Genomic DNA, 19,246 nt, shown 5'->3' on the forward strand with positions numbered 1-19,246 from the left:
ATTAAAAGACATTTTGAAAAGACTAAAGCACTTTGCTTTGGTCTTTTTTTAACAATCTTTTGAAGAAAAGTTCGTTAAATAGCTAAGATAAACTTTTGCGCTACAATCTTATTTGCGGCTTGCCAGAAACCATATTGATTATGGTCATATATAGCTTTTACGCTTTCAATATTTTACCTAAGTGTATATCACTCCATACCGGCCATTAAAACCTTATACTCATTTCTACCATGTCGCTGCCGTTTTTAGGTAAAACCCAATCTGGTCCGGTTTGAATGAGTCGCTTTGCCTCTGTATCAGCTTTAGGAGTTAATGACTTAATAACTTTAACATTTGTAGGACGACCGTTTTTCTTAACCTTAAAACTTACAATCACAAATTGTTCAGGACCTTTTGCGTTGTAAAGTCTGTTATTCGTTTCTAAATATTGGTTATAGTTGATTATCGATACAGGAACAGGTTTAGTGATTTCCGTTAATGTCTTTCCATCCAAATTTTGTTCTGCTTTCAACATAATTTTGGGTGCAGGAATATTTTCCTTTTTACGACCGTTTGAACCCATTATGGCAGCAATTTCATTAATTGATTTATCTCCTGTCATCGCGTTTCTAATCGCATTCGGGTCGTTCACATTGGTAATTGGCCGTTCTCTAAAACCAATAGCATTAATTATCAAATCTTTGTCTTTTGGAATGCTATCTGCCGGCAGGGCAAAATAACCTTTAGCATCTGTAGCTGTTACCCTATTTGATCCAGTAAGCTTAACCACAGCGCCTTCAATGGGTTTACCATTGCTTTGGTCGATTACGTTGCCACTAAAAACAACATGGTTGGCGCCCAGTTTTGGTGCCGTTGCAATGGCCACTTCGCTCGTAGCATAAGCCTGCTTTGCCTTGCTCACTGCTGGTGCAACCTCTGTTTTTTCTCTAGCTAAACCCATTACCGCTTTCTTCTGCTCGGCTATTAAAGCTGGCTCATCGTTAGCACTAACACGCGTTTTTTTAGTGTTTTTTGCTAAATCGCCTGTTTTAGCATCCACGATTGCTTTATCAATTAAAGCTGATCTGGTATTGGCAGTATTTGAATCATTTTTAGCGGCTTTTGTTGTAGCAAGAGTTGTAGTATCCAAATTAACAATAACGCCGTTTTCTTTCCTGGCTGCAGTTTCAGCATTTTTACGGCTGGTTTCCCGCATAAAAAACAAAATGCTCACAGCAATAAAAGCTACAGTAGCTGTTGCTGCAATACTTAAACGATGTGTAGTTATGCCCCACATTTTACGTTTAGCGGGTTTCTCCGAAATTCTATCGTAAAGTTGTTTTTGTAAAATAGATAGCGTTTGCTTGCGTTTTGGCGATTGTTTCAAGCCTTCCAAAGCTTCGGCTACGAAAGGATCTTCCAATGCCTGGCGCTCTACAAAGTGCATCGCCTTAGCATCAAGTTTACCATCCAGGTACTCTTCCAGAACATCAATATCTAACCAGTCGTTATTCACTACTATTTTTTTCTATACAAATTTTTAAATTCCGCTTTCCATTCTGGATGCAGCTTTTCACCTTTAACATGTCGTAGCCTGTTATCTCAGATACCTCCTTATAACATTTCTCTTGCAAGTAAAATAAATCTACGCTTTTCCGCTGTTCTTCGGGCAAAGTTTCCATGCACTTTTCCATTATAGTAAGCTGCGTTTCTTTTGTGTCGTCAATATCCAGATGCACAAATTCGCTGTTTTCCACAAAAGTATCATCAATAGATACATTATTTTGCTTCGAAGATTTCCTCAACGCCATTAAACAATGGTTTCGGGTTAATACGTGAAGCCAGCTTTTAAAATTCTGTACTTCATGTATTTTTAGCTTTTTTACCAATTCTTCGAAAATCTGCATCACGGCATCTTTGCTCAGCTCTTCATCTTTAAAATAATTGAGGCAAACCCCGAAAACCAGGTGCATATATTTATTGTATAGCGTACCCAACGCATCTAAATCGCCAGTACTTTTATACTCAGCAATTAAATCTGCATCATCCTTCTGGTTAATACCAGCTATGTTTTTTATAAACTTCAAAAAATGGGGTAGCTATTTAAATATCTTTCAAGTATAAAAAATATTTTTCAGTAAGGGCGGCAATAAGGTGAAATGGTTTTCAGTTTATCGTTCATCATCTTTTTTTTGAAGCGCAAAGACAAAGCCGCTGTTAAAGTTTGTTCCCGTTTTCCGCTCTTACGTTTCGCTCGTCATGCTTCCTTCGCTGCAGGGTAACCGCTTCAACCAGGGCAATTAATAAAATTCGGTGCTTTTTTAAAGGTTTTCTGGCCTTGGTGTAGCATTAGCATTTCACCTTTTATGTAGTAACCGGTGTATTTAAACCCCTGCCTGCTGGCAAGCGACCGAAGTGGCAGCCCGGAGCTTTTTGGAGAGGGCTACAACAAAGGGCGGGACTACTGTAGCCAAGAGCTTTAAAACAATCACTTTCAAATCAATTAGAGGATGAAAAAACAGACGACTTAGTTTTTAAAAGTCTAAGCGGCATTGGCGTTTGCTATTCGTTTTAATTTGAGGTACTTTTGCTAAAATACATAAACACAATAGATTGAATTTTAACGACTTTAAGTTTAACCCCGATTTACATGAAGGCCTAATGGCTATGGGGTATAAAAGCGCTACCCCAATACAACAACAAGCAATCCCGGTCATTTTGGCCGATCATGATCTGATTGCTTGCGCGCAAACGGGCACCGGAAAAACCGCTAGTTACCTTTTACCGGTAATGGATAAAATTGCCCGTGCTAAAGACAGGCACAATAACACACTCATTTTAGCGCCAACAAGAGAGCTTGCCCAACAAATAGATTTACAGGTAGAAGCTTTGGCTTACTTTACCAACATCAGTTCGCTGGCGGTTTATGGTGGTGGCGATGGCATTGCCTATGAACAACAAAAACGCTCGATGCGTGAAGGCGTGGATATTATTATTGCCACACCAGGCAGGTTAATGGCACACTTATCATCAGGTTTATTGAAGTTGGAACATTTGCAGCATTTAATTTTAGATGAGGCAGATAGAATGCTTGATATGGGCTTCTATGATGATATCATGCGTATTGTAAGCTACTTGCCGCAGAAAAGACAAACGCTTCTTTTTTCGGCCACCATGGCGCCAAAAATCAGAAAAATGGCGGGCAGCATCTTAAATAATCCTCAGCAGATTACAATTTCCATCGCTAAACCAGCAGAGGGCATTGATCAGCAAGCTTATAACATTCACGATCAGCAGAAGCAAGCTTTATTAACCGATCTTTTTAAAGACGGTACTTACAAAAGCAGCATTATTTTCGCTTCAACTAAAGAGAAGGTTAAAGCTCTATACAAGGCATTTAAAGGTCTGGGTATCAAGGCTGCCGCTTTTCACTCTGATTTAACGCAAACAGAGCGGGAAGATATTTTACTGGCTTTCAAAAATAAAAGACTACCAATTCTGATTGGTACCGATGTTTTATCTCGTGGTATTGATGTAGAAGGAATTGATTTGGTAATTAATTACGATGTTCCTGGCGATCCGGCAGATTATGTTCACCGAATTGGAAGAACGGCAAGAGCGGCAACCAAGGGCACTGCCATAACTTTAGTTAACAGTAGAGATAAGCGTAAATTTGATAATATCGAAAAATTGATTGAAAAGGAAGTTCCGCGAATGCCATTACCGGAACACATTTCAACAATGGAGATTACACATGTGGAAGAAAAGCGCCCCCAACACCCAAGAAATAATGCGAAGAAAAAGGTTTGGAATAAGAAAAAGCCTAAGCCCAGCAATCCTGCTATATAAAATATCACGAACGCCATTTAGACAAAACTATTTGGCGTTTTCTTTTATCAGTATATTTGCGCTAATATGGCAAATTTCATTCTAATCGGCTTATGTATTATCGCAGGTATTCTTTTTAGGAAAAGTAGAACACTACCGAAAGATGCGCATAAGGGCATTAATGCGTGGATTATCTATATTGCATTACCCGCAGTTTCTTTCAAATACCTGCCGCACATTGTGTGGACAAAAGATTTGTTGTTTCCGGCGTTGGCACCGATTTGTGTTTGGCTTCTTGGATGGATATTTATCACCTTCTACGCCAAATTTACCCACGTTAGCCGGGCAACTTCTGGTGGTTTAAAATTGGTGAGTTCGTTAAGCAATACCTCATTTATTGGCTTTCCGTTAATTATTGCCTACTTCAGCGAAAAGGAACTGGCAATCGCTATTATTTGCGATCAGATTACTTTTACTTTATTATCAACCATTGGAATAATTGTAGCCATTCGTTCATCGCAGAAACAGAAATTAAGTGCAAAATTGGTTATTAAAAAAGTACTTACTTTCCCGCCATTGATTAGTTGTGTATTGGCATTAATTTTACCCCTTTATCTAAACCTATCATCTTTAGATACTTTATTCGATAAACTAGCCGGAACTGTTGGTCCGCTAGCATTATTTTCAATAGGCCTGCAGCTGAAATTTGGTGGTTGGTTTAGCGAAATTAAACACATCAGCTTCGCATTGTTATATAAGTTGATATTTGCACCGCTTTTTGTTCTAGTTATAGCTATGCTATTGGGAATGAATGGGATGATCACAAAGATTACAATCTTTGAAATGGCCATGCCAACCTTACTGACAGCCGGCGTTGTAGCTGATCAATATAACTTAAATCCTAAAGTTTCTAATCTGGTCGTCGGTATGGGGATACTGCTGTCGTTTGTTACTACAGGCATTTGGTGGATGGTACTTAAATATTCGGGATTCGTTTAGGTAACCGCAAAGAGAACGCAATTTTTTTTTGTATTTAAGAAAATATAAACTGGAAACAGGTTAAGACCACAAAGCTTAAATAGAATTTATCCGTAAATATTAGAACGCAGGTTTAAATTTCTGTCCGATAAAGCCATCTCTTCCCGGAAAGGGAACGCTCCTAATTGGCCGACACATAGACTTTGACAGGGTGAAGCCAATTAACACTCAGGCAAACTAATTGGAATATTGGTAGCCAGGCCACCATCTGATGTTTCTTTGTATTTTGCATTCATATCAAGAGCAGTTTCCCACATGGTATTTACCACCGCATCTAAACTCACCTTCGCCTTATCGGGGTTACTTTGCAACGCTAGCTGACTCGCTGTAATGGCCTTAATGGCACCCATCGTATTTCTTTCAATACAGGGAATCTGAACCAAACCACCAATCGGATCACAGGTTAAGCCCAAATGATGTTCCATCGCAATTTCAGCAGCCATTAAAACCTGTCGCTGAGAACCGCCTAAACACTCTGTAAGTGCTGCTGCTGCCATTGCCGACGAAACCCCAATTTCTGCCTGGCAACCACCCATGGCTGCAGAAATGGTAGCGCCTTTCTTGAAAATGCTTCCTATTTCAGATGCGCAGGCAATGAATCGGATAATTTTCTCTTCCGAGTAACCGTCGCAAAAGGTGATGAAATATTGTAAAACTGCAGGGATAACACCAGCTGCCCCATTTGTTGGTGCAGTTACTACTCTTCCGAATGATGCGTTCTCTTCGTTTACCGCCAAAGCAAAGCAGCTTACCCAATCCAAAATATAGTTGAAGCCGTTACCACCTTTTTTGATGGCTTCTAACCAGGAGTTATAGTCTGTATATTCGGCTTTGCCGATTAATCGTTTGTTCAATGGGAATGCTCTTCGGGCAACATCTAATCCGCCCGGTAAAAAACCTGTAGTGTGGCAGCCACGATAAATACAATCTCTCATTACCGCAAAGTGCTGAAGAATGCCCGCTTTGGTGGCCGCTTCTGGTCGCCAGGCCAGTTCATTTTCCATTACAATTTCGCTCACTTTTAGTCCGGTTGATAAACACCAATGCAAAAGTTCTTTCGCTTTTTCTACAGGAAAGGGTAAATCGACCTGAGGTTTTTGACTATTGTCTTCTCCTTCTTTTACCACAAACCCCCCACCAATGGAATAGTAGGTTTCGGAAAAAGCCTTGCCATTTTTTAAAAACGCCTGAAAGGTAACCGCATTAGGGTGAAAGGGTAGGCTTTCTGCGAAAAGGAACAATAAATCATTGTCGTAATCAAAATCAATTATGGCTTGGAAAGCAAGATTAAGTTTTTTTCCCTTCTGGATATTTTCAAAGGTTGGTGTAACGGCATCAACATCAAAAGTTACCGGATCTGCGCCGGTTAAACCAAGTAAAATGGCTACATCAGTTCCATGACCTTTGCCTGTTTTGGCAAGAGAACCATAAAGTAATATCTTTACCATTTCCACATCATCGAGTAAATCTTGTTGGGTAAGCGATGAGGTAAATTGTTGAGCAGCTCTCCAAGGACCAAGTGTATGGGAACTCGATGGGCCAATGCCTATTTTAAAAATATCGAAAACTGAAATCTGTTCCTTAATCATGAAGATAGTGAGTTATACAAAGCTATGATTTGTTTTTATTAAAATATCTCCTGAGTCGTTTTGATGACAAAAATAAAGTGATATTTTTCTTTTTTTTGCTAATTCTGCATAGCTTTAAGCGATGAAATTACGCTTATTGATATTATTCATATCGGCATTTGCCTTTTTTGCTCAAGCTCAAGTAAAAAAAAATATTTACTACTTAACAGAAGCCGGAAAAGAAGTGGGTACCAGGCAGGAGGCCGATTTTATAAGAGTAATAGAGGAGCCTGATTCGGGTGATAACCGATTTAAACTTTTGGAATTTTTTCAAAATGGGAAACGAAAATCACAGGGTTATGTCAACGCATTTGAGCCGAGGCTTGTTTATCAAGGTGCGGTTCTGAGCTTCGATAGTTTGGGTAATAGAACACAAATGATGAATTATGAAAACGGGGTTCTTGCAGGGATATCTATTTTTTATCATCCTAACGGGAAAGAGAAGCGGAGGGCAGAATATATTCAAATGAACCCCGGTACTGACCAGATGATTGGAATTAGCTCATCATTAAATCAATTTGTTCTTAATACAAATTCTAGAATAATCTACGATGCAGACTCTACAGGTCATGTAAATATTTCGGAGGGAAATGGCCATTTAAAAGAAACAACAAAATCAGGAGATGACGAACTTTTTCAAGAAGGTGATTATATAAATGGATTTAAACACGGTGTTTGGTCAGGCAGATATGCTAAAAAAGGCGATACTTTTATCGAGAAATTTGAAAGCGGGAAGCTGATCTCTGGCGAAACGATCATAGAAACTGTAAATTATCCCTATACGGCAGCGATGGAAGCGCCCGAATTTCCTGGTGGGCAAACCGCATGGAATAAATATCTGGGCTCTGCAACCAGATATCCATCTGATGCGCAAAAAAATGGCGTTCGCGGAGCTGTAATGTTAAGTTTCGTAGTTAATAAAAAAGGAGATTTAGTGGAAATCAAGATTGATAAATCAGTTTATCCTTCCATTGACGAGGAGGCCAGGAGAGTTTTAAGTTCATCCCCGAGATGGAAACCGGGTAAACAGAGGGGTGTTCCGGTGCGGGTAAAGTATAACCAGCGAATGAATTTTAACTTTTAGAAGTCGAACTCAATAATGTCTTCATCCTTTAACATTTTCTCTACAAATTTCCGATGGTTTTTTGGCGTGCCAGTGGCAGTCCAATTCCCGGTTATGATATTATTTGCTAACTGATGTTTCCCCCGCTGGGGCTTTAGTTTATTTTCTCTAAAAACTTCCTCATAACTTTCTAAATCGCCCTGTGTATGTTGTTTTTTAACAATGCGATAAATCCTTTTTGTAAACCTCCGGTCTCCAATTTCTTCCAAAAAAGGAAAAATAATTAAAGCTAATAGTACAACGCCTGTTACGCCAATGGCCTGTTCATAATACCCACCACCAATAGCCATTCCAATGGCAGCAACGATCCAGATAATGCAAGCCGTGGTTAATCCTTTAACCCGATTTTCCTCCTTAAAAATCACGCCAGCACCAAGAAAACCAATACCAGTAACAATATTGGAGGCAATTCTGTCCTGACTTGTAGGCCCGATTTTTACGGACAATATGGTGAATAGAGTGGCGCCTAAGCCAATCATCATCATCGTTTTTAGACCAGCAGATTTGCTTCTGTATTCGCGTTCTGCACCAATTAAGCCACATAATAATGTTGCCAATAAAAATTTATTAACCTCACTTTGTGTAATAAAATGGCTATTATCTAGAATGTCGTTCATTGCTTTGAATTAACAAAGCCAAATTAATAAAAATCGTAGCATCTTAAGCCATTTGCTCGCCCACCATTTGAACTATTTTGAAAATATTTTTCGTAACCTAAACCAATTTCGGATGTTCCTCCAGTGTTGGAATAATTAATTTTCGAAGAAGTAGCATCGTGACTAATACCAACCCTGAATTTTTCACCATTGGTTCTTCGGTTAAAAATGTCAAAGATTACCGATAATACAATTGCATCGTTTCCGCCAGCATTGCTTCCACCACGGTACCAGATACCAGCGTTTATGCCTGCATATTTGTATTGCATCCCTGCGCTATATGAAGTGATATTTTGCTGTTTGTAGACAACTATAGAAGGGATAAGATAACTTCCATCTCTGTCGTACTGATCTGGAATTAGAGTCAGTTTGTAACTCATATTTCCGGAAATCCGCATTGGCAGCTTAGCCTGGAAGCCCGATAGAGATTCATCGGGACGATTGATGTGATGGGCCGCCACACCAAGCATAAATTTTCCATAAACCAAATTGGTTCCAGCGTTGGCATCCAGGTAAAAGCGGCTATCAATACTCGGCTTTTCTGCACCTGAAATACTGCCCGGTATGTAACCAGTCCCAATACCGATTTGATCGCCAAAAACTAATTTGTCCCAGTTTAGTTTCTGGTTGGTTATTCCGGCCTGCAAGCCAAACGAAAGTGTAAAATCATCACCATTTATGATGTATGAATAACTGGCTGCTACATTGTTTTTAACCAAATATGCTGTTCCTTCTGTACTTCTATTGAAGATTAGTCCCACGCCACTGTTTATCCTTTCCAAGTTCAAATCGCCAGAGGCGCTGATGTAAGAATAATCGCTGGCCAACCCTGACCATTGATTCCGGTACAAGGCATTAAACCGAATATCTCCTTCAAACTGACCGGTGAGGGCAGGATTAAGGTAAATTGGTGAATTGTAAAACTGTGAATAAATATGATCTTGAGCCATCATCAAGAGTGGCAATAGCAAAGTAAATGTCAATAGCAGTATCTTTCTCCCCATCATCTTATTAAATATATTACGCCTGTCTTTCGTGGTGGAGCAGAATCATAAGTCATTCCTTTCCAATCACCTCCATTAATAAATTTTACATCTATCTTCCAATAATAAACACCTTGTGGCTGGTCTTGTCCTTTGAATGTACCATCCCATCCCTCTGCTGGCGCGCCATCATCCAATTTTGTTGTTTCCCAGATCAATTGTCCCCACTTGTTGAATACACTCATTTTCCATTCTTGAATGCCCTGGCCTTTTGCCTTAAAAGTTTTAATTTCGTTTTTGGCACTTGCAGGCATGAATGAATTGGGCAAATTTAAGTTCCCCGGTACGCCTATAATCCTTACCGATTGTGTTGTGGTAGCCGAACAGCCTTCTTTATTTAAAACTTTCAGCGTAACCGAATACAAACCATCATTTGCATAGGTGTGATTTGGATTTCTCAGCGTTGATCTCGATCCATCACCAAAAAGCCATTCCCAGCTAACAGCGTCATTACTAACGTCTTTAAATCCAAAAGTGAAATTGGGAATGGATAATTCATTGCCAGGGCTAACAGTAAATGCTGCAACTAAAGGAGCTGCCACTTTGATATATCCAGGAATGCTTACTGTATTTTTACAGCCCAGAATGTTTGTTGCCGTAAGGGTTATGGTGAAGGTTTTCCCCGAACCGGTAAAAGTATGCGTTGGCTCAACGGTAGTCGAAGTAGTGCCATCGCCAAAATCCCAAACATAACCAACCCCATCTTGACTGATATTTTTAAACTTTACAATTACACTATCACATCCACTAGTCTTGTCTGCCGTAAAACTGACAATTGGCTGTTCTAAAATCTCAATTTCTTCTGTGGTCGAGACATTGGAACATCCGTTGGAAGCGTGAAGTGTAATGGTATATTTGCCAGGTTTGGTAAAAGTGTGAGAAACAACTTCTGGAGCAGAGTAGGTAATTGCGGTGCTCCCATCGGCGAAGTCGTAAACAAATGAAGTAGCTCCTGATGTATTGTTGTAAAAGTCTACCTTAAATGGTGCACACCCCTTGAGTTGGTTGCTATTTACCACCAATTCTGGAACAATAGAATTTGGTGAAACCCTTATGGTGTATTGAGATTCAGTTGATCCACATTCATTCCTAGCAATCATTTTGACTATGTAATCTTTAATTACAAGTGTATTATAAGTATGCGAAACATTGGCTTTATCGGTGGTAGTTAGCGTCTCTCCATCCCCAAAATCAAATGTATAGCTTGTGGAATTACCGAGTGTTGTATTGCTAAAAGTTACTTTGAATGGTGAGCACCCTACCGTTTTATCTGGCGAGAAGGTAGCGACTGGTTTGGCTTTTACCAAAACCTCCGAAGTTTTGATGGTTATGCCGCAAGGTGTAGTGGAGGTTAGTGTAATGATGTAAGTGAGGTCTTTCCCTGCTGGGTCAGGTTGGAAAGTTACTGCTGCAGGCTGAGCTAAATCTGAAGTGTTGCCATTCCCAAAATCCCATTTAAAAGTAGCCGCCGTTAGTGAAGTAGAGGTGTTGGTAAAGGAAACATTTAACGGTCCACAGCCACTTGTTATATTCTGCGTAAATGATGCAGTAACATCTTCCCTGGTTGTAAAAATATGTGTAATCTCATCATTATTACAGCCGTTATTACTGGTTACTGCAAGCTTGATAGTTACGGTCTCGTTTTGATTTAAAATGGTATAACCGGGGAAAGTGGACCCTGTACCAATTTGTGCTCCATTTGCAAACCAGGTGTAAATAGCATTTCGATCTGGATACAAACCTGCTGATACATTGTTGTTTGTAAGTTTAAATGGTGCACAGCCTTTATCTTCATTAAAAATAATTTCTGCTTTGGCAGGAAGATTTACGGTTAGCTTTATTGCGCTACTGACATTAATTGAACAAGAACCGCTAGTCACCACTCTCCGGTAATAAATGGTTACTGTTGGTGAAGGAGGTGTAAAATTTATGGTATTTGCTTCAAGTACATCACTCCAGTCTGTTCCATTTAAACTAGACTGCCATTGATAATTAAAATCCCCATCGCCTCCAGTTGGTATAGATCCACTTAATGGAGCTGCTGCTGAACCTATACACACTTGTTGATCTGCGGAGATGGTATTATTTGCCAAATCAGGCAATACATTTATTTTTAATACATTACTTACCGAAGTGCAAATGGTGCTATTAACCAATCTTCTATAAAACAAGGAAGCGGCCGGACTAGCTATTAAATTTTTATCGATTGATGAAGGAATATTTACCCATGTGCTTCCATCAGTGCTGCTTTGCCATTGATAATCAAAACTTCCTGAACCTCCCGTTGGAACATCCCCGGAGATTGTAATCTGCTGGCCAGAACAAATTATTGCCTCGGTGTTATTAATATTATTTGAAATAGGGGAGAAGTAAGTTATTGTAACCTCTGATGAGGATGGCGCGCAGCCGGTAAACCCGGTGATGGTCCACATGAATTTATAAACTTCGCCAGGCATTAATCCGGTTACATTGGTGTTAAATAAAGTAGGGTCTGCTATCGTTACTCCTGTTTGATTAGATATGAGTGTCCATAAGCCATTATTGGGAGCTGGATTATTTCCACTTAATGTTATTCCATTTCCACTACATAAACTTTGATTAATGCCTGCGTTTGCGGTAATTGTTAAAGCGTTGATTTTTATTATAGAAACGGATGAAATGGCTTCTGTGCAACTTCCACTTTTAACAATAGCTCGGTATTGTGTAGTTACCTCCAAATTCGAATAAACCAATGGATTTACAGTAGAGTTTATGGCCGACCAATTTTGGCCATGATCAATAGAACGTTCCCATCTTATGATACTGCCAACCTGGTTAGACAAAGAGATATTCCCTCCGTTCGTACCAGCACAAAAAGTATTGCTGCCAGAGGTATTTCCGCCAACACTCTCCGGACTAACGGTTATTTGCACCTCGTCACTTGATGTTGAACACGTATTATCGCTAATCGTCCACCTTAAAACATATGTATTACCGGCCTGCAGGCCTGAAAGTTCAGTATTGTATTTGGTATCATCCTCGAAAGAAATTATCGTAGGGGCAGCTACAATTGTCCATTTCCCTAAACCAACTACAGGAGCGTTGGCTTTGAGTGTATAGCTGTTCAAATTACAAAGGGCCTCATCGGCACCAGCATTTGCCAATGTTGCACTCGGATTAACGGTGATGGTAATTGTAGCAGGGACCCCTGTACAATCACCTGCTGAGACTGGGGTTATGGTGTAAGTTACTGTAGCAGGCGTTGTACCTGAATTCGTTAAAATATCATTTATTAACGTGTTAGATGATGCGATGGTTTGGTTGGTATTTCCCGTGATTTCTCCACTAATAATGCTGCTGTAAACGTATTTTACATTGCTCATTAGCGAAGATAAACTTATAGCCGCACTGGTTTTATTGCAGATATTAAGGCTTGGAGCGGTAGCGGTTATCAAGGGACTCGGATTTACAGTCACTTTAAATATAAAGGGGGTGCCAACACAGCCATCAAGAGTTGGGGTGATCACATAGGTAACAGTTGCATCGGTATTCAAATCAGTATTGATCAAAACATCATCGATCTTTCCACTTCCACTTGCTGAAAAGCCAGTTACACTTGAACTTCCACTTGCTGTCCAGTTAAAAACTGTTCCGGCAGCTGCGGAAGTTGGGATGTAATCCACATTCTTGCCTGTACAGATTGATTTGCTTGCTGGACTTGTAATATCAATATTTGGCTTGATAACGAGTAGTATATCATCATCAATCTGATCACATGGGGGAGCCAAAGGGGTTGTTACCCTAAGGCGCAGGGCTACACTCCCATTAGCTCTTTCACTAGCCGTTGGCATATATACTGCATTTAGTGTATTTCTATCCGGAGTAAAAGCACCATCTCCACCAATCCAGGTTTGCGATGTTGTGGTTCCGGTAATGTTTGCTGCTAAAGTGAAGCTTGGATCGTTGAAACAAATACTTTGATCAATACCAGCGCTAATTGACGGAGCAGTAGCGAATGTAAGTTTTTGGGTTTTGGTAATGGTTCCACAGTTATTTTTCTGCGTTACGCTAATAGTGTATTCATCATAGTTATCGAATTTAATTGATGGATATTTTGTATTGGCGGAGGTTCCATTTACAAAGCTATAAGTTCCGGTTCCGGCAGCAGTCACAGTCCAGGTATAAGTGTCAGCTTCATCGAGCAGTGTTCCTTCAAGTAGGGTTTTTGTGGCGCCAACTGTTACCGGATTAAAATCGTAAGTGGCGAGATTGCAAAGTATAATATCTGGAGATAAGGTAACAGTCGGAAATTTGTTAACCACAACAGTTTGTGGTGTAGATGAAACCAGACCGCAAGATGGCGTTGTTATGTTTAGCGTAATGTTATAAATACCGGCAGTATCGAACAGGAATTCTGGCTCTTTGCTTTGTGAATCTGTGCCATTAATAAAGGTCACCGCTGGCGATACTATCCAAGAGTAGGTATTGGCTGGGTTACATATACTATCGACCAAGGATTTATCCGTAACTTTTATAGATCCACCTGAACATATTATATTGGTAGGTAGAATAAAATCTGGTTTTGGAGGATCTTGTATACAAATTATTTTTTCTAAAGGTTCTGCCTGACAAGCTCCGGAACTGTTCGACTCCAGTCTGATGGTGTGTTGACCATGTGTCAGAAATTTCGTAATAAAATTATAAGACCGGGGTTTGTTTGCCTCCACAGGAACCCCATCAACATACCAATTATAGGTTAGTATGTTTTCTGTACAGCCTGAGGAATTAGTGTTCGGATTTTCTCCTGAGCTCGAGGTATTGATAAAAGTAATATCGGTGTTGGTACAGCCGGGGTTGGTGAAGCTGAAACTATTTACAGGCTGCGCTACAACCTTTGCTGATGATGAAACGGGTGTTCCCAGATCGCCGCAAAATACATTCGAAACTTTTATGGTTACATCAAAAGCATTAAAAATAGTCCCTGCGCTTGATACGGAAGTGCTACCGCATGATGACCGGAGATAATTATGTTTCACCTTACCCTGTAAAGCGGCAATATCGCAGAAAGTGTAAACGGATGTCGAATTATCACCCCAGGTGATGGTGTATTTGTCGCCCGGAAAATTGTTCTGTATTCCGCCAGGTGAGGTATAATCTACACTAAACTCTAAAGCGCCCAACGGCAAACAAACGAGGTTATTGCCAGAGCTACCAAAGGCTGTGACTGTTTTATTATTTATTAAAAAATATGCTTTGGTGGCCAGTGTTCCGTCTGAATTAACAGCTTTCGTCAATATAGTATAATGCGCCTGGTCGGCGGTAAACTGTTGCAGCTTTGAGGTAAAATTTAATCCGGTAACAGTTCCCGTTAGCTCATTGGTAACAGTTGCTGTAACAACTGATGCAGCAGTAGATTCATTCGAAAAAATAAAAGGATTATTGATGGTACTGGTGCAAGTGCCAAATGTTTCGGTATCGTTTGGATTCAGATAAGTCGATATTAACCTCGCTTCTGTTGCTACTCCAAGTTTGATTTCAAAAGCTGCTGATTCGGTACTAATAATATCAGGTTCAGTAGATTTAATCCTTAACTTATACCCTGTGCCCGGGAGGATGTCTGTGGTGGGGATTATGCCATTTACGTAAGTGCTGTAAAAGCCAGTATAGCTTCCAATTAATTTTTCAGCTTCAAAGTTTCCATTTTCGTCAGATAGATACAGCTGAAAAACATTGTTTTGCCCAAAGCAATTCGCTGGCAATTTAAATATTGCAGCAATAGTGCTTCCAGGTGTATATGGTCCTGGATTTACTGGCCCAATAGTGATTTGAGCGAATGATGTTTTACTACCAAATAATAACCCTAAAATAAGGGCATATAAAAGCCATTTCCTTTTCAAACAGGTCTACATTAAGAAATCGATAACACGGGAGGAATGATTTAGTTGCGGTAATCAGTGTCTGGACTGACTGTCATACTTACATTTGTGTAATAAGTAATGCTACGCTTTTATAAATATTCAAGTACAAAATAGGTAAATTCTGAGTTACACTCCCAAATATTTACACCAACCGCTTCCGATAGGGTGACTTGTAGAAATAAAAATGGCTTTTTAACGTCTTTGGGGCATAAAAAAGCCCTCAAGGTTTATAAACCTGGAGGGCATATTTTTACACGAAAAGTTTCGTGAGGAGGGTTTAAGACTACATCATGCCGCCCATGCCACCACCACCCATAGGAGGCATTGGAGCACCGCCCTCTTCAGGTTCGTCTGCCAATACCACTTCGGTTGTTAATAGCATTGCCGCGATAGATGCTGCATTTTCCAATGCTACGCGAGAAACTTTGGTTGGATCGATAACACCAGCACCAATTAAGTTTTCGTAAACATCAGTGCGGGCATTGTAGCCATAATCTGCTGTTCCTTCTTTAACTTTTTGTACAACGATAGAACCTTCGATACCAGCATTTTCGCAAATCTGACGTAATGGCTCTTCAATAGCACGACGGATAATCTGAATACCAGTATTTTCATCCTCGTTTGATCCTTTTAAATCAGCAATTGATGCTACTGCGCGAATAAAAGCAACACCACCACCTGCAACAATACCCTCTTCTACAGCCGCGCGGGTTGCATGTAAAGCATCATCAACACGGTCTTTCTTCTCCTTCATCTCAACTTCACTTGCCGCACCAACGTAAAGAACAGCAACACCGCCCGCTAATTTAGCCAAACGCTCTTGCAATTTTTCTTTATCGTAATCAGATGTAGTGGTTTCAATTTGAGCTTTGATCTGGCTTACGCGCGATTTAATATCTTCAGAGTTCCCAGCACCATTAATCACAGTAGTATTATCTTTATCAACTACCACTTTTTCAGCAGAACCTAAGTAAGTTAAATCAGCATTTTCTAATTTGTAACCTCTTTCTTCTGAAACAACGATGCCGCCAGTTAAAATCGCGATGTCTTCTAACATTGCTTTTCTTCTATCGCCAAAACCTGGAGCTTTAACTGCTACAACTTTTAACGAACCACGGATTTTGTTAACTACTAAGGTAGCTAAAGCTTCACCATCTAAATCTTCGGAAATGATAACCAATGGTTTACCAGTTTGAACAGTTTTTTCCAAAACAGGCAACAATTCTTTCATGTTGCTAATTTTTTTGTCGTAGATTAAAATGTAAGGATTATCTAATTCAGCTTCCATTTTATCTGCATTGGTAACAAAGTATGGAGATAAATACCCTCTATCAAATTGCATACCTTCTACTGTCTTAACTTCAGTTTCAGTACCTTTTGCTTCTTCAACGGTAATAACACCATCTTTACCAACTTTACCCATTGCCTCAGCAATCAGTGCGCCGATCACCTCATCATTATTAGCTGAGATAGATGCAACTTGTTTGATTTTGTTATTGTCTTCACCAACAGTTTGAGATTGCTCTCTTAAGTTAGCCACAACAGCAGCAACAGCTTTATCTATACCGCGTTTCAAATCCATTGGATTTGCACCAGCGGCAACGTTTTTAATACCAGTAGTGATGATTGCCTGAGCTAAAACAGTAGCAGTAGTTGTTCCGTCACCAGCAATATCAGCTGTTTTAGAGGCTACTTCTTTAACCATTTGAGCGCCCATATTTTCAACCGCATCTTTCAATTCGATTTCTTTAGCAACCGTAACACCATCTTTAGTGATCGCTGGAGAACCGAATTTTTTATCGATAATTACGTTACGGCCTTTAGGTCCTAACGTTACTTTCACTGCATTTGCTAGAATATCAACGCCTCTTTTCAGGGCATCACGAGCTTCTACGTTATATTTTACTTGTTTTGACATTTGATTTAAGATTTTAGAATTACGATTTACGATTTACGATCTATTAAATCGCATTTACTTATGACTTTTAACTTTCTACTTTTAACTTAAATTACCCTACTACAGCGTAGATATCGGTTTCACGCATGATTAAATAGTCTTTACCTTCGTAAGGAAGCTCAGTACCGCCGTATTTACCATAGATAACAACATCTCCAACTTTTACAGTTGCTTTTTTACCTTCAGCATCTTCTTCAGAAACAGATACTACAGTTCCTTTTGATGGTTTTTCTTTAGCGGTATCAGGGATATACAAACCCGATGCAGTTTTCTCTTCTGCGGCAGCTGGTTCTACAATTACTCTGTTCGAACTGCCAGCAATTGGTTTAAGGTTTAACGCCATAACTTTTATTATTTTTTATTTTGATTTGAGTTTTTTAACTACGCATACAATTAACACTTTTTATGCCAAGTGGCTGTCAGGGACAAATTTTCACTCGTCCTGTCAAAATATAAACAAATTGAGAATATTTGGTGTCAGCTTGGCAGGACGAAATTGGTGTTAATTGTCAAATCAAGTGATAGGCTTTCATCATGGTGAGGTTAAGGCAATCTTGATGCGATCTGTTTATAATGAGAGTTGCAGGATGCCTTCGTGCTCATAATTATGGAAATGCGCTTGGAATGCAGGGTCCTGATATTAGAACTTGATGAATTGAGCTTAAAAAACACTTATTTGAGCGATCTTTACCACAAATAAGCGGTCAAGCCCAAACCAAAAGTAATGTGGTTAAACTTTACTTTCTCCATACCTTGGTTTTTGAAGGTGTAATTACCGGACGAATTTATTTGATCGATTATAGCGACTGTAAAGTCATTATCGGAGTCAAAATAGCTGAGGTAAGCTTTTACACCAAGGTTTCTCTTTATCTGTTTTTGTATCCCTAAACCCGCAGACCAGCTGAAGGCAGATTCGGGCTTGTAGCGAAAGTATGGCAACTCTTTTCCCAGAAATAAATCTTGATATCCTTCTTTGATGTTTAAAATTACTTCACCTTGTGCACCTGCCGACGTGCCTGCATTCAGTTTTCCGGTGATAAACCAGTTTTTAGCCAAGGGAATACTAAAGTAAGGACCGACATGGATATATCGAATGCCCATTGGTTGGGTATAGAAGCCATCACTCACAGTTTGTATATCAGGATCTTCAAAATCCAGTTGGTCATCATTCATTGGGAAGCTAGAGAAAGCAAACTCTCCACCAATACCTACATTTTTAGAGAAAAACCATGCGCCTTCCAAACCAAAATTAAATCCGGTTTTAGCAAAGAGGTCACTGTTTTTATCTGTTAAATCTTTGCTTAACGCTTCGGCATAACCCAAACGGAGCTCAATAAAGCTAGGCTTTAAATTCACCGGAACCGGATTATTGTTAAGCTTAATATGCTCGCCATGTTCTTTAAAAATTTTATCGGCAATAACATAGCCCACCTCTGTCGATAAAACTCCAATACCTGCTCCGGCCAAAACATCCGAAATCCAATGGCGATTATTTAGTTCTCTGCCGACAGCTGTAGCCGTTGCTGCGGTATAAGCACCAACGCTGTACAAAGGCGAACGAAATTGGCCATATTCCTTATGCAGAAAAGTGGCATTCATAAAAGAGTTTGCAGTATGGCCCGAAGGGAAGGAATTTCTGGTGCTTCCATCTGGTCGCTCTACTTTAGCCGTGTATTTTACGGTATTTACTACCGATGCCATAATTACAGCTGAAAAAGCATAGGATACTAACGCCCTCCCCATTTTATGCTTTCCCTTTACACCAGCTCCATTTAAGGCAAAAACTGTAGCCAAAGGTGCATATTGAAGATAATCATCATAGTGATAACGGAAAGTTGGTAAATAACGGTTTCGAAATTCACGCACATCTTTTCTAATTCCCCAGGTAGCTGCGCTGCCTGCAAGCAGTAGTGCCGGAACAGCAGAAATACGAACCGCCTTCGATTTAAAAAAATTGTCTTTTACAATGCTACTATCTAAAACTTCTATTTGCTGAGCAACGGCATGTTGGGTTAAAACAAGAAGGAGTACTGTAGTTAAAACTTTTGAGTAGCGTTTTTTCATTTTAGTAAGCTGAACTGGGAATCTCTAAATTAA

At 39.7% G+C, this 19,246-nt stretch carries 12 protein-coding genes; 3 read left to right on the forward strand and 9 right to left on the reverse strand.

Annotated elements, in window-relative coordinates; genetic code table 11:
* Positions 1-205: 205 nt before the first annotated feature.
* The gene (locus OQZ33_RS01480) at positions 206-1,495 is read right to left on the reverse strand and encodes a carboxypeptidase-like regulatory domain-containing protein (RefSeq protein ID WP_265797269.1); all 1,290 of its coding nucleotides are present in this window, start codon (positions 1,493-1,495) and stop codon (positions 206-208) included.
* A complete protein-coding gene (locus OQZ33_RS01485; protein ID WP_265797270.1) occupies positions 1,488-2,066 on the reverse strand; it encodes an RNA polymerase sigma factor in 579 nt (192 codons plus the stop codon). Before OQZ33_RS01485 ends, OQZ33_RS01480 begins: the two co-directional genes overlap by 8 nt.
* A 526-nt stretch (positions 2,067-2,592) precedes the next feature.
* Here OQZ33_RS01485 and OQZ33_RS01490 point away from each other — a divergent pair.
* Positions 2,593-3,828, forward strand: a complete 1,236-nt coding sequence (locus OQZ33_RS01490) for a DEAD/DEAH box helicase (RefSeq protein WP_265797271.1) — start codon at positions 2,593-2,595, stop codon at positions 3,826-3,828.
* Positions 3,829-3,894: 66 nt separating this feature from the next.
* On the forward strand, positions 3,895-4,806 hold the full coding sequence (locus OQZ33_RS01495; protein ID WP_265797272.1) for an AEC family transporter: 912 nt from the start codon (positions 3,895-3,897) through the stop codon (positions 4,804-4,806).
* 200 nt (positions 4,807-5,006) lie between these two features.
* On the opposite strand, the gene OQZ33_RS01500 is transcribed toward OQZ33_RS01495, so the two are convergent.
* On the reverse strand, positions 5,007-6,434 hold the full coding sequence (locus tag OQZ33_RS01500) for an L-serine ammonia-lyase (protein ID WP_265797273.1): 1,428 nt from the start codon (positions 6,432-6,434) through the stop codon (positions 5,007-5,009).
* A gap of 121 nt (positions 6,435-6,555) precedes the next feature.
* On the opposite strand from OQZ33_RS01500, the gene OQZ33_RS01505 reads away from it, so the two are divergent.
* On the forward strand, positions 6,556-7,557 hold the full coding sequence (locus OQZ33_RS01505; RefSeq protein WP_265797274.1) for an energy transducer TonB: 1,002 nt from the start codon (positions 6,556-6,558) through the stop codon (positions 7,555-7,557).
* Here the strand turns inward: OQZ33_RS01505 and OQZ33_RS01510 are convergent.
* The 6 genes from OQZ33_RS01510 to OQZ33_RS01535 form a co-directional block, all read right to left on the reverse strand.
* Complete coding sequence (locus tag OQZ33_RS01510) at positions 7,554-8,213, reverse strand: MgtC/SapB family protein (protein ID WP_265797275.1); 660 nt, start codon at positions 8,211-8,213, stop codon at positions 7,554-7,556. The two genes, OQZ33_RS01505 and OQZ33_RS01510, sit on opposite strands and share 4 nt — an antisense overlap.
* 23 nt (positions 8,214-8,236) lie before the next feature.
* On the reverse strand, positions 8,237-9,259 hold the full coding sequence (locus OQZ33_RS01515; protein ID WP_265797276.1) for a PorP/SprF family type IX secretion system membrane protein: 1,023 nt from the start codon (positions 9,257-9,259) through the stop codon (positions 8,237-8,239).
* Positions 9,256-15,171, reverse strand: coding sequence for a PKD domain-containing protein (locus OQZ33_RS01520; protein ID WP_265797277.1), 5,916 nt, complete (start codon positions 15,169-15,171; stop codon positions 9,256-9,258). Before OQZ33_RS01520 ends, OQZ33_RS01515 begins: the two co-directional genes overlap by 4 nt.
* Before the next feature lie 304 nt (positions 15,172-15,475).
* Positions 15,476-17,110 (reverse strand): chaperonin GroEL, encoded by a 1,635-nt coding sequence (gene groL, locus OQZ33_RS01525; protein WP_265797278.1) that lies wholly within the window; start codon positions 17,108-17,110, stop codon positions 15,476-15,478.
* A 91-nt stretch (positions 17,111-17,201) separates the two neighbouring features.
* Complete coding sequence (locus tag OQZ33_RS01530) at positions 17,202-17,492, reverse strand: co-chaperone GroES (RefSeq protein ID WP_056850692.1); 291 nt, start codon at positions 17,490-17,492, stop codon at positions 17,202-17,204.
* 344 nt (positions 17,493-17,836) lie between these two features.
* Positions 17,837-19,213, reverse strand: a complete 1,377-nt coding sequence (locus OQZ33_RS01535; RefSeq protein WP_265797279.1) for a phosphatase PAP2 family protein — start codon at positions 19,211-19,213, stop codon at positions 17,837-17,839.
* Between the last annotated feature and the right edge of the window lie 33 nt (positions 19,214-19,246).

Source organism: Pedobacter sp. MC2016-05, assembly GCF_026239735.1.
GTDB lineage: Bacteria > Bacteroidota > Bacteroidia > Sphingobacteriales > Sphingobacteriaceae > Pedobacter.